Origin of the sequence: Anaerotignum sp. MB30-C6 (assembly GCF_030908465.1) — a bacterium.
Lineage (GTDB): Bacteria > Bacillota > Clostridia > Lachnospirales > Anaerotignaceae > Chakrabartyella.
In genome coordinates, this window is sequence record NZ_CP133078.1 from 2,162,862 (window position 1) to 2,183,666 (window position 20,805).

General features: G+C 39.3%; 20 protein-coding genes and 1 tRNA gene. 3 read left to right on the forward strand and 18 right to left on the reverse strand.

All coding sequences use genetic code 11. From position 1 onward, the window contains the following. Positions 1-907: 907 nt before the first annotated feature. The 5 genes from ftsZ to murA all read right to left on the reverse strand — a co-directional run bounded on the left by ftsZ (position 908) and on the right by murA (position 5,293). Positions 908-2,026, reverse strand: coding sequence for a cell division protein FtsZ (gene ftsZ / locus RBQ60_RS10560; RefSeq protein ID WP_307883665.1), 1,119 nt, complete (start codon positions 2,024-2,026; stop codon positions 908-910). Between the two features lie 113 nt (positions 2,027-2,139). Further along, the gene (locus tag RBQ60_RS10565; RefSeq protein WP_307883666.1) at positions 2,140-2,508 is read right to left on the reverse strand and encodes a small basic family protein; all 369 of its coding nucleotides are present in this window, start codon (positions 2,506-2,508) and stop codon (positions 2,140-2,142) included. After that, on the reverse strand, positions 2,505-3,221 hold the full coding sequence (locus RBQ60_RS10570; protein ID WP_307883667.1) for a DUF881 domain-containing protein: 717 nt from the start codon (positions 3,219-3,221) through the stop codon (positions 2,505-2,507). Before RBQ60_RS10570 ends, RBQ60_RS10565 begins: the two co-directional genes overlap by 4 nt. 21 nt (positions 3,222-3,242) lie before the next feature. Continuing rightward, the gene (locus tag RBQ60_RS10575) at positions 3,243-4,034 is read right to left on the reverse strand and encodes a cell division protein FtsQ/DivIB (protein WP_307883668.1); all 792 of its coding nucleotides are present in this window, start codon (positions 4,032-4,034) and stop codon (positions 3,243-3,245) included. A gap of 5 nt (positions 4,035-4,039) precedes the next feature. Continuing rightward, positions 4,040-5,293 (reverse strand): UDP-N-acetylglucosamine 1-carboxyvinyltransferase, encoded by a 1,254-nt coding sequence (murA, locus tag RBQ60_RS10580; RefSeq protein ID WP_307883669.1) that lies wholly within the window; start codon positions 5,291-5,293, stop codon positions 4,040-4,042. Between the two features lie 98 nt (positions 5,294-5,391). On the opposite strand from murA, the gene RBQ60_RS10585 reads away from it, so the two are divergent. Then, positions 5,392-5,586, forward strand: a complete 195-nt coding sequence (locus tag RBQ60_RS10585; protein WP_307883670.1) for a hypothetical protein — start codon at positions 5,392-5,394, stop codon at positions 5,584-5,586. Positions 5,587-5,932: 346 nt separating this feature from the next. On the opposite strand, the gene RBQ60_RS10590 is transcribed toward RBQ60_RS10585, so the two are convergent. The 7 genes from RBQ60_RS10590 to RBQ60_RS10615 form a co-directional block, all read right to left on the reverse strand. After that, a complete protein-coding gene (locus RBQ60_RS10590) occupies positions 5,933-6,784 on the reverse strand; it encodes a YwqG family protein (RefSeq protein WP_307883671.1) in 852 nt (283 codons plus the stop codon). Positions 6,785-6,992: 208 nt separating this feature from the next. Beyond that, positions 6,993-7,352: a NifB/NifX family molybdenum-iron cluster-binding protein gene (locus RBQ60_RS10595; protein ID WP_307883672.1), complete on the reverse strand. Its 360-nt coding sequence runs from the start codon at positions 7,350-7,352 to the stop codon at positions 6,993-6,995. A gap of 127 nt (positions 7,353-7,479) precedes the next feature. Continuing rightward, the gene (locus RBQ60_RS10600) at positions 7,480-8,130 is read right to left on the reverse strand and encodes a 4Fe-4S binding protein (protein ID WP_331654183.1); all 651 of its coding nucleotides are present in this window, start codon (positions 8,128-8,130) and stop codon (positions 7,480-7,482) included. Between the two features lie 17 nt (positions 8,131-8,147). Beyond that, the gene (locus tag RBQ60_RS15365) at positions 8,148-8,336 is read right to left on the reverse strand and encodes a nucleotide-binding protein (protein WP_331654184.1); all 189 of its coding nucleotides are present in this window, start codon (positions 8,334-8,336) and stop codon (positions 8,148-8,150) included. After that, positions 8,333-9,172 (reverse strand): ATP-binding protein, encoded by an 840-nt coding sequence (locus tag RBQ60_RS10605; protein ID WP_307883673.1) that lies wholly within the window; start codon positions 9,170-9,172, stop codon positions 8,333-8,335. Before RBQ60_RS10605 ends, RBQ60_RS15365 begins: the two co-directional genes overlap by 4 nt. Further along, positions 9,169-9,531: a NifB/NifX family molybdenum-iron cluster-binding protein gene (locus RBQ60_RS10610; protein ID WP_307883674.1), complete on the reverse strand. Its 363-nt coding sequence runs from the start codon at positions 9,529-9,531 to the stop codon at positions 9,169-9,171. Before RBQ60_RS10610 ends, RBQ60_RS10605 begins: the two co-directional genes overlap by 4 nt. A 355-nt stretch (positions 9,532-9,886) precedes the next feature. Next, positions 9,887-9,958, reverse strand: a tRNA-Thr gene (locus tag RBQ60_RS10615). 271 nt (positions 9,959-10,229) lie between these two features. Between RBQ60_RS10615 and RBQ60_RS10620 the strand changes: the two genes are divergently transcribed. Further along, entirely contained in the window at positions 10,230-11,096 is an 867-nt protein-coding gene (locus RBQ60_RS10620; protein ID WP_307883675.1) for a DMT family transporter, read from the forward strand. A 348-nt stretch (positions 11,097-11,444) separates the two neighbouring features. Here the strand turns inward: RBQ60_RS10620 and RBQ60_RS10625 are convergent, their stop codons facing one another. From RBQ60_RS10625 to RBQ60_RS10650, 6 genes are all read right to left on the reverse strand, one after another. Continuing rightward, positions 11,445-13,376 carry a 5'-nucleotidase C-terminal domain-containing protein gene (locus RBQ60_RS10625; protein WP_307883676.1) on the reverse strand — a complete coding sequence of 644 codons (1,932 nt, stop codon included), beginning with the start codon at positions 13,374-13,376 and terminating at the stop codon, positions 11,445-11,447. 229 nt (positions 13,377-13,605) lie between these two features. After that, on the reverse strand, positions 13,606-14,664 hold the full coding sequence (locus RBQ60_RS10630) for a stalk domain-containing protein (protein ID WP_307883677.1): 1,059 nt from the start codon (positions 14,662-14,664) through the stop codon (positions 13,606-13,608). Between the two features lie 273 nt (positions 14,665-14,937). Then, positions 14,938-15,639 (reverse strand): response regulator, encoded by a 702-nt coding sequence (locus RBQ60_RS10635; RefSeq protein ID WP_307883678.1) that lies wholly within the window; start codon positions 15,637-15,639, stop codon positions 14,938-14,940. After that, positions 15,632-17,167: a DUF4118 domain-containing protein gene (locus tag RBQ60_RS10640; protein WP_307883679.1), complete on the reverse strand. Its 1,536-nt coding sequence runs from the start codon at positions 17,165-17,167 to the stop codon at positions 15,632-15,634. Before RBQ60_RS10640 ends, RBQ60_RS10635 begins: the two co-directional genes overlap by 8 nt. A 143-nt stretch (positions 17,168-17,310) precedes the next feature. Further along, on the reverse strand, positions 17,311-17,955 hold the full coding sequence (locus RBQ60_RS10645) for a potassium channel family protein (protein ID WP_307883680.1): 645 nt from the start codon (positions 17,953-17,955) through the stop codon (positions 17,311-17,313). Between the two features lie 23 nt (positions 17,956-17,978). Then, positions 17,979-19,343 carry a TrkH family potassium uptake protein gene (locus tag RBQ60_RS10650; protein WP_307883681.1) on the reverse strand — a complete coding sequence of 455 codons (1,365 nt, stop codon included), beginning with the start codon at positions 19,341-19,343 and terminating at the stop codon, positions 17,979-17,981. A 209-nt stretch (positions 19,344-19,552) separates the two neighbouring features. Between RBQ60_RS10650 and RBQ60_RS10655 the strand changes: the two genes are divergently transcribed. Continuing rightward, positions 19,553-20,482, forward strand: a complete 930-nt coding sequence (locus RBQ60_RS10655) for an alpha/beta fold hydrolase (RefSeq protein ID WP_307883682.1) — start codon at positions 19,553-19,555, stop codon at positions 20,480-20,482. Positions 20,483-20,805 lie beyond the last annotated feature (323 nt).

Consider the following 20,805-nt stretch of genomic DNA (forward strand, 5'->3'; position numbering starts at 1 on the left):
AATCAATTATTTGGATACAAGCAAAGTATACATAGATAATGTTAAATGAAAAATCATTTCAATGTTAAATCTATGTAAATTGTCACTTTCAGATCGCCTTTGTCCTTTGACGAATGACTAACATATTTATACTCCAAATTTATACAAAACTATTTTCCCCATTTTTTTGTGGACTACTCGCAAAACACTGAAAGAAACATACTGGCTTCATTTTCAGTTTTTCTGTGCGATGGATATTCCTAGCGGCTTATTCTTTAAAACGTGGAATTTACAAATAGAGAGTTCATAAATTTTGTAACTTACCAGAAATAAAATAACAGACATTTTGACTAACACGAGTAAATACCTTCTTTTCAAGATGATTACTACTAGTGTGTATTTAGATGCATAAATTAAACTCAATGATATTAAAACAGGGGCAGACATTTGAAGTGATGTGGCCTTTTCTGTTTACTGCCAGCATACTGTTACTTGTTGAAAATTTAGCCAGTAATGGGATAAAAGGAAGATCATTTTTTTACCTTCGGCTTTAGGACTGACTGTGTTAAAAACCTTGGATATAAAATTTTAGCAGTATTGCCTTTGGTGTGTGCCCACGATAAGGGAGAGTAAAAAGGGAATTTTCTGAGAGAAGGCTTGATAAGTTTAATCTTAAGATAATAATAGAATTAGTTTCAATTTCAATAAAAGATACTACTTTTCTAATGCATCCTTTGTTCATACACTGGTTTGCATCAGCATCCATTTTAATGCAATATCTGTATGTCTGTTATAACAAAATTTCGTTGACTTTTGGTGATTCAGAACCACTTTCAACCTATCAAACCGCATAGTTAGCAGTAGATGGCACTAAAATTAGCAAAACAAAAAGGCAGGTGGATAAACCATCTGCCTAAATTTGTATGTATCAGAATTTCTTTCTTGTCAAAAAATCAGGAATTTTGATTTCTGATTCAAAATCGTCTAAATCAGCAAATCTTCTTGGACGAACTTCTTCTTCTTTGTTTTCTTCTTGAACTTCTTCTTTTGCAACCACAGCAGGCTCAGGTTTCTTAACCTCGGGCACGGGTATATCACCATCAAGACCTGTTGCAATAACAGTAACAATAACTTCGTCATCAAGCTCGTCGTTAATTGTTGTACCAAAGATGATTTCTGCATCAGGATCAATGGCTTCTCTAATTAAGTCCGCAGCTTCCTCTGTTTCCATCAAACCAAGGTTCATATCACCACTAAAATTAATTAATACGCTTTTTGCGCCTTCAATTGTTGTTTCCAATAAAGGACTCTGAATTGCCATTTTGGCAGCTATTTCAGCTTTGTTTTCACCAGTGGCATGGCCAATACCCATATGTGCAACACCCTTGTTTGCCATAACTGTACGCACATCGGCAAAGTCCAAGTTAATGACACCTGGCTTTGAAATCAAATCCGCAATTCCCTGTACACCTTGACGCAAAATTTCATCAGCTTTTTTGAAAGCTTCGGTAAGGGTTGTCTTCTTATCAATAATACTCAATAATCTTTGGTTCGGAATGATAACCAAAGTATCAACATTTTTCTTTAATTCAAGAATACCTTTTTCTGCGTTGCTCATTCTTTTCTTACCTTCAAAATTAAAAGGTTTTGTTACAACGCCAACAGTTAAAATACCTAATTCTTTGGAGATTGATGCAATTCTAGGTGCTGCACCTGTCCCTGTGCCACCGCCCATACCAGCGGTAATGAATACCATGTCAGAACCACGTAAAGCCTGAGCAATTTCATCCTGTGTTTCATCTACGGATTTTTCGCCGATTTCAGGGTTACCCCCTGCACCAAGGCCTTTTGTCAACTTTTCGCCAATTTGGATTTTAGTTGTTGATCTAGCCTTTGTAAGAGCTTGTCCATCTGTATTAATTGAGATAAACTCAACACCATCTAAACCATCTTCAATCATTCTGTCAACAGCGTTGTTGCCACCGCCACCAACGCCGATTACTTTTATCTGTGCCATACTGCTCATTGGGATATCAAACTCGAGCAAAAAAATCCCCTCCTAATTATCAAGAAATACATAATAATAATTATACACGAAAATAACCTTTCTTGCCATAGCAAAAGGAAACAATTCAGAAAAATTTTGGTTTTTTTACCGCATTATTCTTCTTTTTCCGTAAATACTATAATCTTTTTTTCAGTTTTATTCAATAAAAATCTCCGTATCTGACTAAAATTATTGAAAATACGGGAGCCAAAAACTACCACCGCAGCGATAGAAAGATTCATATTAAGTTGATTTCCTAGCCAAACCAAACCTACGGCAAGGATACCGTTGCAGAAAAAACCGCTGGCAAATACTTTAAGGTCAAACTGTTTTTGTAAAATGGCATAAATTCCCCCTAAAACTGAATCTAAACAGGCTAAAATTGCCATAGCCACATAACCCGAATACCCATAGGGTATCACAGCGCCACTTGCAACGCCAATAAAAACACCACAAAGTAAACCAAAAATGGGCGCAATCATCCGACCACCTCCTGATCCGAAACAGGTGCTTTCCAAAGCACTGATTGGGTGTATGGGGGAACTACAACTCTCGCTTCTTTGCGAATGGTAATTTCAATTCCCCAAGGAGCTAAGTTATCCACAACACCGCCAGGAAATCTTAATGCTGACTGCATAATATCGCCATCGCCAACTGCTAATATTTCAAAAGGAGCGGCAACCCGTTCCCCATTTACCATAACAATAGAGCCAGCACAGCTTACGCTGCTTATTCCAACAATACGCTGTCCATTTATGGAAACCGCCTCAGCTCCTGCCACATTCAATTCATTAAGCACTGACAGAATATCCTCGGCATGTACCAAATAAGCGTTGCTATCTCCACCTTTTTTTGTACTGCTATCATTCATGGTTACAACAATGCCTGCACCTTCTACCTCTGTAAGGCCACTAAATAAACGAAGCTGTTGCACTTCGTTTTGCAGGTTTCCAATGGTCGCACCATAATTTAGCCCACTTTCATAGTCTTTAATTATTTTTTCTTTTTCCTCCAAATGAGCCTGCAGAGCCTTATTTTCTTCCTGCACCTTTTTTAAGGTTGCCGTTAATTCTGTAAGACGCTGATTTTCTGTAAGGCTATTTTGCTTTTTGACTGTATTATACTGAACACCAATAATGACGCCTAAAAAAACACAAATTAAAGTAAGTGCCATAAAATGATAGTTCTTTCTCATAGCTTGTCCCCTTTTTACAGATTATGTGAGGTATTGAAAAATAATGGGTTTACTCAAGTCTCTCAGATCTAAGGTACCTCTATCCTCTTTCGGAATGGTCCTCATGATTTCCCCCATAATACGAACCTTTTGGTCGGAATCCTTCATATCGCCCAATCGAATCTCAACCTTATTTACATATGCATACGTATCTTTTGGATCTGTTACGTCAATTTCCACAACCATGTCCAGAAGGTCATACTTTTTCATCATTTGAGACATCTGCAAAACCACCTGGAGGGAGTCCTTATTCTCTGCCGGAAGAACCTCTCCCAATATAAAACTGTCAAATTTAAGGCCTCTTACCACAGGTAAAGCCTCATGAAAGGCGTTTTGTGTTTCTAAAACCCGCCCTTCTTCATCTATGTAAAGATACGCACCCATATAAGGTACATATCCTCTTACTTTACGCTCCTTAATCTGAATCACCATGGTATCAGGCAATTCTTTCTTTAAACTAGCCTGGGCAATGTAAGGATCTTGTTCCAAAATTTCTATTGCTTTGCTTTTTCCAAAAAAAATCAAATTCTCTCCCGGAGAAAGAGAAATCATCTCTGCCAATTCAGTGGTAGTAAAATGCTCTACCCCTTCCGAACGGATTTCTTTCACAGCAAAAAGAGGAGAAAATAAAATCCCCGAAATGATAATCACAAGTAAAAGAAAACCGATGATAAATTTAGGATTTATCCCTCGCCCTCTTTTGGGCCTTTCATAATATTCAAGTTCATCTAATAATTCCACATTATCCATGGGTCTCTTTTTTTTCTTTGCCATTGTTTTCACTCCATTAGCCGCACAGTGCCGCCTAACAACGAAAAGGCGTCCTCAATTTTTTCGTACCCTCGTTCCACATACTCGGAACCGTAAATTACACTTTTTCCTTCTGCTGCCAAAGCTGCAATCAAAAGGGCGGCACCGCCTCGTAAATCTCGACCAAAAACCTCCGCTCCATGTAACCTTTGGCACCCCTTAATCCGTGCAATTCTATCCTCTACAACAATATCTGCCCCCATACGACAAAGTTCTTCCGCATGGCGGAACCGTGCTTCAAATACCGTTTCACTAATCATACAAGTTCCCTTTGCCAATGTCAATAGACTCATGATTAAGGGCTGCATATCTGTGGGAAATCCCGGAAAAGGACCTGTCACCAATGAAAAACTTGACCTTAACTCTTTTGGTGGTTTCATCCATAATCGATCCGATTCAAAGGTAAACTGACACCCCGTTTTTACTAAAACATCCACCGTTGTTTCAATATCATTTTTCTCAACGCCTAATAGATGAAGCTCCCCACCCGTCATAGCAGACGCACAAAGAAATGTACCCGCCTCTATTCGGTCTGAAGGTATGGAAAAATATGCCCCATGAAGCTTTTTAACCCCTTCAATCATAATGGAAGGAGTTCCCTCTCCATAAATCTCTGCTCCGCAGGCACGTAAAAAACGAACCAAGGCAACAATCTCTGGTTCTCTTGCCGCATTGTGAATCACTGTAACTCCTTCTGCCTTTGCGGCCAAAAGCAAAATGTTTTCTGTTGCACCTACACTTGGATAGTTCAGGTAAATATGGTACCCCAAAATATGGGGCGCAGAACAATGAAACAGCCCATCTTCCTCCTGAATTTTCACTCCCATTTTTTCAAAAGAGCTTAAATGAATGTCAATAGGACGTTTTCCAATGGCACAGCCCCCTGGATGACCCAATATAGCTCTTTTTTCTCGGCCCAAAAGGGCGCCTAAAAAAAGGATGGAGGAACGCATCTTTTGAACCGTTTCCTCCCGAATCTCCACATCTTGAATTTGCCTTGTATCGATGACTGCCGTCCTGCCTGTAAGCTCCACCTCACATCCTAACGTTTTTAAGATATCTAACGTTAGATAAAAGTCACGAATCAACGGGCAATTTTCCAACACCACTTCATCCTCTGCAAGAAGTGTTGCTGCTAAAATAGGTAGTGCTGCGTTTTTGCTCCCTCTCACCGCAAACTCTCCGCCAATGGGTTTTCCACCCTCAACCAAGTAATACCCCATGCTGATCCCTCCAAAAAGCATCTTACCCATATTGTATAGCCGGACATTTTTTTTGGTGCATATCCAAGGGCGATCATCGCTCCAAAAACATGAAAACCTTGTATTATGTAAGAAAAACCCTTGAAGGACAATCCCATGATGCATATCATTTTAGATGTTTAGGCTATAAAGGTTGGGCAAGAGAAAAGACCTTAAGGAAAAACAGCGTAACCGTTGTAATGGGGCAAAACAACACCGTTTGCGGCATGGATGTAAGAAGTGCTACCCCGGGAACAAGGGGAGCAACTTATTAAACCCCTTAAATGCCATGGAAAGGCCACCGTCAAAGATATCAGTCTGGCTCATGATGTCCTTGCAAAATGCATCTCCCTCATCCATTCTTTAGATGGGGATACCCTCTCTTCCTTTCCAGAGAAGGAAATAGAACTGCCCACCGCTCCCCTTAATTTGGGTGGGAGTCATGGCGGCAAAGGTAATGGAGCAACTGTACTTCGTGGGGTAAAAGCAGCAAAGCCTTTCTGATTATAAAATAACGTCTTTTAGAAGGTTTTTAGCCATAAATACGTTAGGGTGTCATCGCTATGATGACACCCTAACGTATTTTACAACTCATTTTTAAAACCTTCATAATATATGAATTTAAAAGCATTGTAAAATAAGCCATGTTTTATCAAATTGTCTTGCCATTAAGTCCTCTTTGCGGATATAAAAGTAAATGCGGCCACAATCGCCAAACATAAGTTCAAAGTCCTTATAACCAACTGTATCTAACTGGAACAACAATCTCCAGCTTTCCATGGAAGTTTTCCTTGCCTCATCCATATCACTTTTGGGGATATGGTCAAAGCCGCCTCCTAAGTAGTGACCTCGGCTGACTAATTCGCATTCTAGTGTCATATTATTTTGAATCACATCAGGCCATCCCAGGAGCTTAGAGGCATTCTCAGGCATTTCATGCCCTAATTCTTTGCAGATATTTTCAAATATTTCATAGCCATCCCCTCGATAAAAGTCTTCTCGTCCAAAGGCGAAGTCCTCAAAGGATGGCATAGATTTTTCAATTGCAGCCTTAATTTGAAGTTCAGCAAAGCGGTAATCCTCATCCAAATCTTCAGGGAATTTTGCTTTAGACAAGGATGCTATATCTTCAAACCAATACACTCGGGCACATCCTGCATCCTTGGGGTCATAGCCCCATAACTGGGAACCAATTTCATAAAAAAAAGAAAGTAAGCCTGTACGGGGCAAAAGCCCTTCTTTATCCAAAGAAGAAATTTCAGCACAGTTAAATTGGGCAAGAAAACTAAGGGGACGAAGCCTCACTTTGTCATCGTCGAATGTACTTGTTTCAAAGGTTGGCCAAACAAAGTCCTCTGGAACATCGGGCACACCGCCAAATCGTGTCCCACCACAAACATACTCTGCCTTATGGTTTATGTATAGACGAATCATATTTCTACGCATTTCCTCAACTTCTTTTTTTATATCCACAAAATCCCCTCCTTGGGTATAGCAAGTATGATAACTTTCACCATTATAACACCCAAGAAATCTTCCATCAAGAAAAGAAAACAACTTCAATGGATCTTTTTCGCAAGTTTTTATTGAAAAAGAAAGAGGTAGTCCCATTGTAGGAATCCCCCTTTCAGAAGTTCTATTAAGTCTATCAACTGTTTTTTATCAGTGGAACCTCTTTCGGTTAATGATTGCCGCACTCGTGTGCGTGGGCATGCTCATGACAAATTGACCCTGTGGATTTTAATTCGCCTTTTAGATAACTTTCCACCGCCTGACGGGCATTCCCTGATGCACCTACAATGACCTCAATTTTTCTTTCATTAAAAATCTCTACGGCACCGCCGCCCATACCGCCAGAGATAATAACATTTACACCCATATCACCTAAAAAGTTAGGTAAAAATCCTGGCTTATGTCCTGGGTTTGCAATACTCTTTACCTCAGTTATTTTTCCATTTTCTGTTTCAAAGGTACTGAAGTTTTCACAATGTCCGAAGTGCTGTGCTACCAATTCACCCATACATGCTACTGCAATTTTCATATTCATTCTCCTTTTATATAAATAGTTTAATTTGGATTCCTTTATATCAAAAAAAGCTTTTTTATACGATTTCCTTAAATCGTAAGGTTCCCTATAACCACACCATAACACCGAAAGGTATTCTAAGTTATAACATTCCCTTTACATTTTCATAAACTTGAAGTAACGCATCCCTTGCAGGGCAATTGATTCTTGCCAAGCTATGACCTGCATTGATTGCCATGGACGCCTCATTATCATAAGGAATGCGACCAACAAAAGGGATTCCTTCTTTGAAACATAGTTGTTCAATTTCATTTGTATTTTCTATGCAAGTATTAAATTTATTCACGCAAACAGCGGTTTTCGTTTGAAATATCTCCGCCGTTCTTAAAATTCGTTTCATATCGCTAATGCCCGAAAGAGAAGGCTCGGCAACAATCAGTACCATGTCCACGCCGCTTATGGAGGCAATCACCGGGCAACCAATGCCCGGGGAGCCATCGATAATGGCAAACTCTCCCTTATTTACAGCGCCATCCAGTTGATTTTTCACTTCAGTTACCAACTTACCCGATGTGCCCCGTCCCATTTTTAGTTTTGCCGTGGAAAAAACTCGTTCCTCTTCATAAAGCATCAACTCTCCCGCCACATCCTCTTCCATGGTAACTGCTCCCGAAGGACAAGTGTGCATACAAACACCGCATCCCTCACAGGCATAGGGGTTGATGGAAAAGGATGATTTATCCTTGCTGATTGCACCGAAACGACAATTTTTATGGCAAACACCGCAACCCACACACTTATCTGGGTTAATTACAGCTTTTTCCGAACCATAAAAACTCCTTTTTTGGGGTCAGTCTTTACTCCCGCAACAAGGTGTAAATTAGGAGCATCCACATCACAGTCAGCAAAACCCTTGGTTTTTGAAAAATCAATAAAAGCGGCGGCGGTTGTGGTCTTTCCCGTACCACCTTTTCCACTTAAAATCAGGAGTTTTTTCATTTCTCCACCTCCCTTTTGATTTTTCCTAAAAGCTCTGAAAACTGCTCTTTCATCTCCCCATCCTCTTCTACGGCAATTCCTGCCTTTGCACCAATCTGAGCCAAGTTTTCTTTATATGGAATGCGACAAAACACAGGAATGTTTCGTTCTTTGCAAAAACTTTCCAAATGAGAATAAGAGCCATCAGCTTTATTGATCACAACACCGCAAGGCTTTTGCAATAGAGACACCAGTTCATACACCATCTGAAAGTTATGAAGACCAAAGGCCGTTGCCTCGGCTACAAGAACACAGTAGTCGGCAATTTCCACGCTTTCCATTACTGTGCAAGCACTTCCCGGCGGGCAATCTATCACTGTAATGTTTTCATTTATCGGCGTTCTGTCCAGTGCAGTGCGGATCACAGGAACACCACTTGTTTCTCCCACGTTAAGCTCTCCCGTAATCACACGAACAGACTTATAAAAGCCATCTTCCACAACTCCAATGGGTCGTTTTGTTTCACTTATTGCCCCACTTGGACAAACAATGGCACAACCACCACAAGAATGACAAACTTCTGAAAATACAAGCGGTATGTTTTTAATAAAGCCTAGGGCATTAAATCTGCAAAAGTCCACGCATTTACGACATCCGATACACTTTTCCCCAAGGAATTGGGGTAATAGCGTAAAGACTTCTTCTTTTTTGATATTCTTTGGCTTTAAAAACAACCGTCCGTTCGGCTCCTCTACATCACAATCAATATAGATTGATTCTTTTGCTGTAACGGCAAGGTTAACGGAAACGAAGGTTTTTCCCGTACCACCTTTTCCGCTTAAAACCGCAACTTTCATGCTTTTCCGTGAAAGCCTGCATGAAACTGCGTCATTAATGCAAGCTCACCCTTCTCAAAAGCTTCAATATTCTCTTTTGCCGTTACCTTCGTTGTTTTATAAACCTTAACTTCGGCTGCGTTAAAAACTTCTGCCGCATTTTGTCCGCAACGCACGGTAAGTAAAACCTTAGCCTTTTCATCCACAATGGCCTGGGCAGATTTTATCCCTGCGCCCCCCTGTGCCTCTGCAGCTTTGTTTCTAGAAAATACGACCTCCTTGCTATTTGTATCATAAATTAAAAAGTATGGGGCTCTGCCAAAGGAAACACAAACCTCGGCTTCCTCACGCATGTCATTTACGGGAATCGCAATTTTCATAAAAAATCTCCTTTCTCGTCTCGATTTCATTATTAATGTACTAGCATCGTACTAGCATCTTAACAGCTCTTAAAGGACACCTATGTAAGAGCCTATAGAGACCTTTGAAGATGGATAGTCTTTACTTCCAAACCATCAAAAGACCCAAATAGTTTATGTCATATGCCATTTATAAGTAATTGTACGACCATTAATGGCATATGTCAATAATTAATAGAAACATTTCGTGCCATTAATAAACAAAATTCCCTACTAATTTTTATGGACTCTTACCTATTCATGAGAAACTGAGGGGATTTTCATAGTTGATTTTATAAAAAAAAGACCCCAATATTTAAATATTGGGGTCTTTTCAAGCTACTGGTGGGAATCGAACCCACAACCTTCTCATTACGAGTGAGATGCTCTACCATTGAGCCACAGTAGCATAAAAATACATATGAATAAAAAAATGCAAAAAACATCCTTGCCATTATATCACATCAAAATGTAAAAAGCAACAACCCTTCCTATTTCTTTCTAAGATTTGAAATTACTATAGTATATTTTATATGTTTAATAGTACCTACTCATACCAGCTACTTTTCTCCCATTACCTAAAAAAGTATCCTAAGAATATCGTTTATTCTTCCAAAACATCTTGCTTTCTGAAATGAAAATGTTATAGTTAATTAAAGAATATTTCAGGAGGAAACACTATGGTAAATAAGCAAAAAGTATGGGGCCTTGGATTTTTCGCCGTGTTTTTATGGGCATCTGCCTTCCCCCTTACAAAAGTAGTACAAGAACAGTTTACGTCAAACCCTTTGGGCTTTTTACGGTGCAGCATTGCTGCAATTTTGCTTTTGATTATCGGTAAATACAAGCATATACATAAACCAAAAAAAGAAGATATACCCTGGTTCTTTCTTTCAGGAGGATTGGGCTTCACCCTTTACATGATTACTTTTAACACAGGTCTTCAAACCCTTACCTCTGCCACTTCCAGTATTGTTGTTGCAATAACACCAATCCTTACGGCAATTGTAGCAACAAAGCTTTATAACGAAACTATACGCCCCCTAGGCTGGCTTTCTATTTTGATGGCCTTTTTGGGAGTTTTAATCCTCCTGCTTTGGGAAGGTATTTTCTCCATTAATATCGGTTTAATTTGGACAATCTTTGCCTCCCTATTTTTTTGCGGATATAATATTTTAAGCAGAAGGCTTTCACAAAAAGGATATTCGTCCTTAGAAATCGTAACTTACAGTATGCTTTGTGGTGCAATTTTACTTGTTTTTTGGTCATTTGAAGGCATTCGCCAGTTGGCAAACTCCGATACCACGCATATTCTTGCCCTTGTGTATTTGGGAGCTTTTCCCAGTGCTGCTGCCTACTTACTCTGGGGTAAAGCTATGTCTTTGGCTGAACGGACCAGCGAGGTTACAAATTTTATGTTCATCACACCCCTGATATCTACCATTATGGGGTTCATCATTTTAAGAGAAATACCCAATATGGGTACTTTTGTTGGCGGTGCAATGATTATTATTAGTATCGTATTATTCAATTTAAAAGGAAAATAAATTCATTCAAATAGATTGTTATGCTCTCCCTTTATTTGTAATCGACTCACAAATGTTTTGTCACGTTTGTTTTCTGTTATGGGTTTCTTCAACATTAGCTAAGGCTAGATTTACCCTTATTGCTAGGAAAACGATCAACCATGACAAGAAATTAAAACGTTTCTACGTTAAACGATTCATATGAAATAAGCGTTGTAAATCTACACTTCTACTCTCACTAAAAATAGTTTTGAATCTTTGCATTGTTCACCTTTGTGTTGAAGCAAACACATATTATAAAAAAACGATAATTGTAAATTTACAATTATCGCTTTTTTATTTCCTTTTTAATCACTTATGTAGCAAGGATTACTTTCTGATAACCAATTCCTGACCGATATAAATCATACTAGGGTCTTTGATTTGGTCTTTATTGTATTCAAAGATTGTTTTCCACTGATTGCCATCGCCCAACTGATTCTTTGCGATTTTCCATAAGCTATCACCTTTTGCAACCTTGTAAACATCTGCTACAATCTGATCAGCTTCACTTACAGGTGTTGGCTCTGTTTCCTTCTCAGGTTCTTTTGCTGGTTCTTCTGCAGGTTCTTCCACTACTTTCTGCTCAGTCTTTTCTTCGGGAACAACAGGTGCAACAGGCTCAGAAATCACTTTGATTCTGCCTTGAGGCTCTGCATATTCCTTACCAATTACACCGCCCAAGGAATCAACATACTGAATTAATGCTTCCGCATCAACAATGCCTGTATCCTGAACAAAAGAGCCCTGTGTTAAAGCATAATATGTATCGCCACCCTCTGCCTGGAAGCTATTTACAACTACAGTATAGTTAGCCTTAGGATCGAATGCCTTGCCACCTACGCTTGTAATTGTTACACGGCTACCGGGGTCAGCTGGTGCGTAATATGTAGAATCGGGATACTGTGCGCCATTTTTATATTCCACAGCTGTATTGATTGTGTACTCTGCTCCTGCAATCTGAGGGAAACCACCCAAAGCCGTTGGTGTACAGAATGTGGATGCTTCCAAAATTTCAAGAAGCTGCGCACCTGTAACAGTTACCAAGGTTACGGTATTGCCATAAGGGAATACGGTATATAAAGTGTTCATGGAAATATCCCCTGCAGGAATGCTGGCACGGATACCACCACCGTTAGAAATTGCAACGTCAACGCTGATGCCTAACTTCTGTTCCTCCGCATACTTTTTACCAATGTACAAATATGCATCTGATGAGAAATCACCTAAGTTGGTTTCCGTTGTACGAACACCAGGATCTCTTTCACCGTTTAATGCAACTTCTGTTTTAGCAAAAAGACCTGCATAGAATGCATCAACTTCTGTTTTATCAGCAGCTACCATCTTCGTTAAGGCTTCGTCATATTTACCAATATTTTTAGCATAATCTGCTGCACTAATCAGTTTTGCTGTTGTTTCTTTTGTAGCCTTATCAACGACAACAGTACCAACGTTTTCCAAATAAGAACCGGTGCTTACGATTAAAGTATCGTTAACCTTTTCTCCGCCGTTCATTACAGTATGACTATGGCCATCTACCATAAGGTCGATGCCCTTCACTACTTTGGCAACATCAGTAGAACGTCTGCCCACACTTTCATCATCAACACCCAAGTGGGTCAAAGCAATAATATAATCGCAACCCTTTGCTTTCAGCCCATCCACTTCAGCCTGTGCTGCTTTCATCATTTCTTCTCCATCCAAGAAGTCTAAATCTTTTACGCTGCTAGGGCTGGACTTTGTTTGTGTTTCAGCTGTATCTAAGCCAAATACACCAATCTTCATTCCATCCTTTTCCAGTACAACGCTTTCACCGAAATAAGGTTCCTTTGTACCTTTTTTCAGAACGTTAGCATCTACAACAGGGACTTTTCCTGCTTTCAATAGAGCAAACATATCCAAAAGAGGTTCAAAGCCAAAGTCAAATTCATGATTGCCTAAAGAAATTGCATCATAACCTGCTGAAACAATATATTCAGCAGCCTTTAAGCCCTTCTCATGATTTACCAAGGTAGTCCCCTGGGAAAAGTCACCTGCATCCAACAGAAGAACGTCTGCGCCTTGGGCAGCATAATAATCTTTAATGCCTTTCACGCCCGCAATACCAATGTTTTTTTCCGTTGTCTGATAGTAACCATGCATATCGTTTGTATGGACTACAACAAGCTTGCCATCCATATCCCCTGCCAACGCAGGAACAGACATACCTAGTACCAAAGACAGAGACAACAGAGAAGATAAAACCTTTTTCCCGTGTTTCATAGTACTCCTCCTTTTTTTAACTGGAAATATGTTACTTCTTGATAATAACACTTTACCAGAAAAAATGAAACCTTTTTGACATTTTTTTAATCCATAAATTACACATTTTTGACAATTTTTTTGTTCATTCCTTCTGTTTTTCTGTTGAATAAAAATAAAAACAAAAAAGAAGAGAACTGCTTACGCAGTTCTCTTTTTGTATATTTTCCGATATACTTTCATTTCACAACTAAATATTCTTTTCCACTCGAATAATACCAGATGCATAAGGTGAAACCCACCCAGCCTCGGAAATAAACACCACAAGAGTATCCTTATTTTTCAAATAAAAGCCTAATGATGCTCCACTTTCATCCAATATTTCTTCTGCCTCAGCAAAATAATTAGACGAACCTTTCTTTATATCCTGTTTGATTACATTTTTCAAATAACTTTCTTCAGTCGTAGTCTTTTCTAATGTGACAAAGTCCGTTAGTTTTTTCTTTGCTCCAGTCTTTAAGTCAAAGGTATAGCCCTTTGCATAGGAATTACCATGGGAACCACCCGTGAAAGTATAGTAAGAGCTATAATATGAAAACAAGTTATCGTCATAGTAAGGGGTCTCAAACCCGATTTTGAAGTCATGGGTTTTAAAATCTTTCCCAAGTTCCTTTGCCTCTGTTGTTACCTGCTCCTTTTTTTCTGTCAAATAAGACTCTAGACTGCCCTTAGCCGTGGCTGCAATTTTCTCATTGATTATATTTGCCTTATCTCCTAAAACCGTGGCATCTAGCTGGGGATATTTTACCGTTCCTGTAATCAGGATCTTGCCATCATTACCTTTTAAATCCTTTTTATATGTGACAGCAGAATAGGCATCCTTTGTTTCATGGGAGGCAATGGAAACGACTCTTTCCTCGCCATTCCAAGAAACCCGCCCATCAAAACATTCCACAACTGCTCTCAATGGAATCATGGTAGAGCCACCGATCATTTGTGCTGGTGTTTCCAGCTGCTCCCCACCACCACCTTTGAAGTTTTTGTCTCCTATGATCAGCTTTGCTTCCTTTCTGCCCTTTGTGAGCAAAACAGACTGTTCCTTTTCATTCCAAACAACCTGAACGCCCATGGCCTCTAAAGCACCTCTAACAGGAACTAACGTATATCCATCTACAATAACAGGTTGCTGCCCCTGAAAAACAACTTCATAGCCATTGACAAATACTTTAATCTTATCAGATGCAAATGCAGGCACCGCAGTTGTCCCCATCATTGCAATACAAGCAAGAGCCAATATTTTTTTCTTCATCTGAAATCCTCCTTACAAAAAACTCCTCATGAACATAAGTATACACCCCATTTGTTTTTATTCCATTAGGAAACTCTGTCAAATTTCTTACATTTTCAGAATCCTAGTGATTTCCCGTGATTTCCCCTTAAGTAATTCTCCTGAAACTCTCATAAAAGCGTTTCAAAAGGATTCTCTTAAGCCTGCTCTGTATCGCATAAACTTCACGTAAAAAAACACCGAAAGCCTGACTTGATAAAAATTTTCATCAAGTCCGAACTTCCAGTGTGCCTATCATTCGTCAATACGCAACATCCGATATCCTACCCCTACATGAGTTTGAATGTATTTAGGTTGTGCCGTATTTTCTTCAATCTTTTTTCGAAGTGTTGCCATAAACACCCGCAAAGAGGCAATATCATTATCCCATGTACTTCCCCAAATTTCCTTTGTGATGTATGTATGGGTCAGAACTTTCCCCACATTTTTGGAAAGTAAACATAAAAGCTTATATTCGATGGGAGTAAGGTGCAGCTCCACCCCTGATAAATAAGCACACCCCGAGGGATAATCTACTCTCAAATCCCCATTAATAAACTCTATTTGGTTCCTGCCAACATTTTGGGTGTAACTTAGTCGTCGTAAGGTAACCCGCAAACGAGCCAAGAGCTCCTCCACAGAAAAAGGCTTTGTCAGATAATCATCTGCACCTGCATCTAGGGCCTCAATTTTATCTCGATCTTCGGCCCTCGCACTAATAACAATAATCGGCATATTAGACCAAGAACGAATTTTTTTAATAATCTCCACCCCATCTATATCTGGCAACCCCAAGTCTAATAGAACAATATCTGGGTTCTGAGACGTGGCTTCCAATAACGCTTCTGAGCCAGTTGCTGCGGTGTGATATTTATAGTCTTGGGTTTCCAATGTAGTGGCAATCAAATTTCTCACTGCACCGTCATCTTCAACAATCAAAATAAATGGCTTATTCATGTAAAGGTACCTCCTCCGCCTGTAATGTAAAGGTAAAAATTGACCCATGCGGAACATTGTCAGTAACATGAATCGTCCCTCCATGAGAAAGGATAATGCTCTTGCAGAGGGGAAGCCCCATCCCTAACCCTCTACGTGTATCTGAAATTGTATGGCTGGCAGTATAAAACATTTCAAAAAGGCTTTCCTTTAAACGATCTGGAATCCCCTTACCATTATCCGCCACAGAAACTTCAATTCTGTCACCCAACCGTTTCATACTGATTTTAATTTCGGAGCCTGATTCTGTATATTTTATTGCGTTATTCACAAGGTTTATCATTACTTGTATAATCAATCGGGCATCCATTTTTGCAAGGAGCATTTCTTCAGTTTCTTCAATAACGATCACATGCTCTGATTTTTTACGATCGATATGCCGCAATGCTTCCGTAATGACCTCATCCATCAGCTCCGCTTGTAAATATAGCTGCATTGTGCCGTTTTCAATTCTCGTTACGGATAATAAGTTTTCAATCAGGTTGATAAGCCACATAGAGTCATCATAAATATCTAAGTAAAGAGCTTTTCTACGTGCTTCATCAATTGCATCCCCATTATTCAAAAGTACCGCCGCATTGCCTGAAATACAAGTTAACGGGGTTCTAAGGTCATGGGAAATGCCTCGAAGAAGGTTTGCCCGCAGCTGCTCATTTTTTGCTTGGGCGGCAGCTTCCTCTCTCTTGCGGCTCATAAGTTCCTTCTCCAAAGCCAAAGCACACTCGCCTAAAATGGATAACAACAAGTTGGTATCAAAGGCCTCCAAGGGTTTCCCTTGCAAAGAAATTCCGTATACGCAAAAAACCTGCCCCTTACTCCTAACTGCCAAGTATCTGCAAAGGCTTTCACTAAAATGCTCCGCTCCAGAGCCTGCCTGCTGGTTGTTCTCAAACACCCATTGGGCCGCTTCTTTCTCTTTTAAAGCAAGGTATTTTGCACCATCTTCCTCATGGTTTTTCAAAAATAAATCCCCTTCCGACAGCTGGCCAGCACCTTCTCCACGATAGCATACTACCGTCCGTTCCAATAATTTTACCAATTGCTTAGCAGTTTCATGTAAAATACCATCTACACCTCTGGCCTGCTGTAAAAGCTGATTTGTTTCCAAAAGAATTTTTGTTCTATAGGCCATTGCCGCTGATTGTTCCGCTTGCATTTTAATCTTTACTGCAAGGGTTCCAGCAAAAATTGCTACTAAAAACATAATTAAAAATGTTATGGTATCCCCCGTATCATATGCGGAGAAGGTAAAAACAGGCTCTGTGAAGAAAAAGTTGAAGGTCAAAACACTTAGCATGGAGGAAATCACGGTATACACTCGGTTTGACGTTAAAACAGCCGTTAACAATACGCCAAGAATATAAACCATAATAATATTGGATGCTTCAAACCCTACCAAATGGAAAATACCACCTAACGCAGTGGTCACCATAAGCACCAAAATAGTCCATAAAATATCTTGCCATTTCATTCTTCTTCCTTTCGCCATCCACCGTTCCCCTCTCCATATGTATTTCCTGCATGAAATTTATGTATATAAAAAGCCCTCGTACGGGCTTTTTAAACATTGATTCATATTGTTTCTATTTGTAAAAGCTATAGTTTCAAAAGTCCCTCTACAATTTTAAAAATTTATTTTAATAAATCTCTTGCCGCATCCTTGCCACCAAATATAATTAAGGTTTCATCGGGTGTAAAAACATGCTCTGGGTGTGGCAAAGGCGTAATCTTTCCATTTTTCTTCGTAGCCATAATGCTAATATGGTATCTGGTGCGAACGGACTTTTCCAGAATCGTCTTTCCATACCAACTCTCTGGAACCTTCATTTCATAAATTGCCGCTTCCGGTGTTAATTCAATATAATCAAAGAGGTTTTTTGAGCCATATTTAATGGCCAAACGCTCCGCCATTTCACGTTCTGCATAAACAACGTGATCTGCACCATTTCTAAGTAATAGCTTTCGGTGAACATCACGGCTGGCACGGGCTAAAATAAACTTTGCACCTAAGTCTTTAAATAAAACGGTAATTTCCAATGAAGTTTGAAAGTCATCACCAATGGCAATTACACAAAGGTCAAAGTTGCCCACACCCAAAGATTGGGCAAAAACCTCATTGGCCGCATCACCAATTTGAATATTTGGCACAATATTGATGGCATTATCTGCCCGTTCTTCACTTCTTTCAACTGCTAAAACAGAGTTGCCCTGCTCCACTAGTTTATGCGCCATATGTCTGCCAAAACGACCAAGCCCAACAATCAAAATTGATTTCATTATACTGCCTTCCTCCTTATGAACTAGCCAATTTGAATCTTTTCCAATGGTAAGGTAGAAACCACAGGGTTCTTACGAGATGAAAACGCCAAAAGCATTGTTAAGGATCCCGCTCTACCAGTAATCATCAAAATAGCCAATAAAACCAACGATACATTCCCCAAACTTGTTGTTATACCCGTTGTTAAGCCAACGGTAGCAATTGCCGAAACGCTTTCAAATAAGGTATCCAGCAATGGCATGCCCTCTATTTTAGAAATAATCATAGCAACAGAACAAACCATAAAAAGGTATATCATAAATACACAAGATGCCAACCTTGTAATTCCGTCCTCCATCCTTCTTCCAAAAACTTCAATGGACTTTTTATGCCAAAAGGTGGTTAGAACACTTAAGGCTAAAACGGCAAAAGTTGTTGTTTTAATACCACCTGCCGTAGATCCTGGAGAACCGCCAATGAGCATTAAACAAATAATTAAAAATTGGCCTGTTTCAGTCAAAGAGCCAATATCAACCGTATTAAATCCAGCAGTCCTTGAGCTGACTGATTGAAAAGCAGAAGCAGTTATTTGCTCAAGCAATGTAAGCTTTTGAAACTCTGCACCGCCGCTTTCCGAAATAAATAGTAAAAAAGTACCGCCAACAATCAAAATACTACTTAAAAATATGACCAACTTGGTATGCAGATGCATACGGGAAAATCGAAGCTTCGCATCAATCAAATCATGCCAAACAAAAAAGCCCAGCCCTCCCACAATAATTAATAACATAAGGATTGCATTGACATATACATTCCCAACTTGGGATGTAAAGGAAACAAATTCCTTTTGGGTACCCATCAGGTCGAACCCTGCATTACAAAAAGCGGAAATACTATGAAAAATAGAATACCATATTCCTTTGGCCAAACCATAAATTGGACAATAAAAAAAGGAAAGCAAAAACGCCCCAATCCCCTCTACCAAAAGAGTACCATATAACACAAACTTTGTCATCCGCACAATTCCTCCAAGCTGAGGTGCGGCAATGGAATTTTGCATTAAAGAACGGGACATAAACCCTATTTTTTTCTTTGTTAAAGTGATTGCGGCAATACAAACAGTCATAAACCCAATGCCACCAATTTGTATTAAGCAAAGTATAATCACCTGACCGACAGTAGACCAATGGGTGTATGTATTTACTACAACCAAACCCGTAACGCAAGTTGCAGAAGTGGCCGTAAAAAATGCTGTTAGAAAATCCGTTGCTTTCCCATCCTGGCTGGCAAAGGGCATACAGAGTAATATTGCCCCTAGCAATATAATAAAACAATACCCATAAAGAATAATCTTCATTGGTGATATCTCTACTAAATGTTTCATCAACTTATCTTTTATTTGAAACAACCTCCTTCGTGCATATAAAACTTCAATCATAGCATACTCTAAGGGCAGTTAAAAAGGAATTAAAATATTCTCCACCGCATTAAGATTGTATTAAGATGTCCCTATTCTCCCCATTATTCCAACAATATAAACCTGATTTTTTTAGATGCTTATTTTTTCAACTTATGGTATGCTTGTTTTAGCTTAACCCTAAAAAAAGGAGGTTTTCTATGAAAAAAGAAGAATTTTTCATCTCTTCTACTGATCACGTAAATCAACTTCATGTTATTTCATGGCAGGGGGACGGCCCCATCATCGCAGCCTTACAGATCGTTCACGGTATGGTTGAATTTATTGATCGTTATCATGAATTTGCCCAATACCTTTGCAAAAACAATATAGCAGTAATCGGCCATGATCACCTTGGCCACGGCTTAAGTGTCGCTTGTGATGAGGATTTAGGTTTTTTTCATGAAACCCAAGGACGCAAACTTTTGATTCAGGATATATATCAGGTTACAAAGGAAATGAAAAAACAATTTCCCAATGTCCCCCACTTTATTCTGGGACATAGCATGGGTTCATTTTGCACAAGAAAGTATTTAACTTTTTATGGCCATGAGTTACAGGGGGCCATTTTAGTTGGCACCAACAACGTGCCCGTTGCCTTAACAAAAATGGGGAAAAAGTTAGCCAATTTTCTTGAAAAAAAACATAGCAGCCACTACCGCAGTGAGCTTTTGGCGAAATTAGCCTTTGCCAGTTACCTACGTTATATCGATAGCCCAAAAACTGATAAGGACTGGATAAGTCGGGACAAAGAAATCGTGTCGGCCTATGTGGCCCATAAGCACTGCACTTTCCTCTTTACCGTTTCAGCTTATAAAGACATGTTTTCCATTATTGCATATAATGCCAAAAAAATTCGGTTGGACCACATACCACGGTCTTTGCCCATCTTAATTACCTCTGGGGAAATGGATCCCGTTGGAGATTGGGGAAAAGGACCCAAGAGCCTATATAAATTGTACCTGATAGAAGGCTTTGAAGATGTGTCCTTGAAACTTTACCCTCAAGGTCGCCACGAAATCATTAATGAGCTCAATCGGCAAGAAGTTTATGAGGATATTACTGCTTGGATTTTAAATCATATTTCTTAGGAGAAACATTTTTTTGGTATACCTGGCAATTAAATTTTCAGATGCTTTTAGTAAGTAAATTAACCATAATACTTCACTAAAAAAGCGCTTTCTATTCTGCTAGAAAATCGATTCCTGCCAATTATCTAGACGGCATAGGCTAAGCCCGATTACTTCGCTGAAGATTCGTCTTGCAATTCTATGCAATTGGGGCTTTTTATTTTTATTTTATAGTATTTATTAGAGGATTATAAAGGGTAATTTATTAGTTTGCAAGACTTTCTTTTTGAACCTGATTTACCCGTCTGAATTCTAATATAAAAAGGAGCTTACTCTTTTGTGTC

Bases quoted from the DNA above. Each gene is read 5' to 3' on its own strand.
- RBQ60_RS10565 (WP_307883666.1), bottom strand. From the start codon at position 2,508: ATGATTGCGCCCATTTTTGGTTTACTTTGTGGTGTTTTTATTGGCGTT.
- RBQ60_RS10570 (WP_307883667.1), bottom strand. From the start codon at position 3,221: ATGAGAAAGAACTATCATTTTATGGCACTTACTTTAATTTGTGTTTTT.
- RBQ60_RS10575 (WP_307883668.1), bottom strand. From the start codon at position 4,034: ATGGCAAAGAAAAAAAAGAGACCCATGGATAATGTGGAATTATTAGAT.
- murA (WP_307883669.1), bottom strand. From the start codon at position 5,293: ATGGGGTATTACTTGGTTGAGGGTGGAAAACCCATTGGCGGAGAGTTT.
- RBQ60_RS10595 (WP_307883672.1), bottom strand. From the start codon at position 7,352: ATGAAAATTGCAGTAGCATGTATGGGTGAATTGGTAGCACAGCACTTC.
- RBQ60_RS15365 (WP_331654184.1), bottom strand. From the start codon at position 8,336: ATGAAAAAACTCCTGATTTTAAGTGGAAAAGGTGGTACGGGAAAGACC.
- RBQ60_RS10605 (WP_307883673.1), bottom strand. From the start codon at position 9,172: ATGAAAGTTGCGGTTTTAAGCGGAAAAGGTGGTACGGGAAAAACCTTC.
- RBQ60_RS10610 (WP_307883674.1), bottom strand. From the start codon at position 9,531: ATGAAAATTGCGATTCCCGTAAATGACATGCGTGAGGAAGCCGAGGTT.
- RBQ60_RS10620 (WP_307883675.1), top strand. From the start codon at position 10,230: ATGGTAAATAAGCAAAAAGTATGGGGCCTTGGATTTTTCGCCGTGTTT.
- RBQ60_RS10625 (WP_307883676.1), bottom strand. From the start codon at position 13,376: ATGAAACACGGGAAAAAGGTTTTATCTTCTCTGTTGTCTCTGTCTTTG.
- RBQ60_RS10630 (WP_307883677.1), bottom strand. From the start codon at position 14,664: ATGAAGAAAAAAATATTGGCTCTTGCTTGTATTGCAATGATGGGGACA.
- RBQ60_RS10635 (WP_307883678.1), bottom strand. From the start codon at position 15,639: ATGAATAAGCCATTTATTTTGATTGTTGAAGATGACGGTGCAGTGAGA.
- RBQ60_RS10640 (WP_307883679.1), bottom strand. From the start codon at position 17,167: ATGGCGAAAGGAAGAAGAATGAAATGGCAAGATATTTTATGGACTATT.
- RBQ60_RS10645 (WP_307883680.1), bottom strand. From the start codon at position 17,955: ATGAAATCAATTTTGATTGTTGGGCTTGGTCGTTTTGGCAGACATATG.
- RBQ60_RS10655 (WP_307883682.1), top strand. From the start codon at position 19,553: ATGAAAAAAGAAGAATTTTTCATCTCTTCTACTGATCACGTAAATCAA.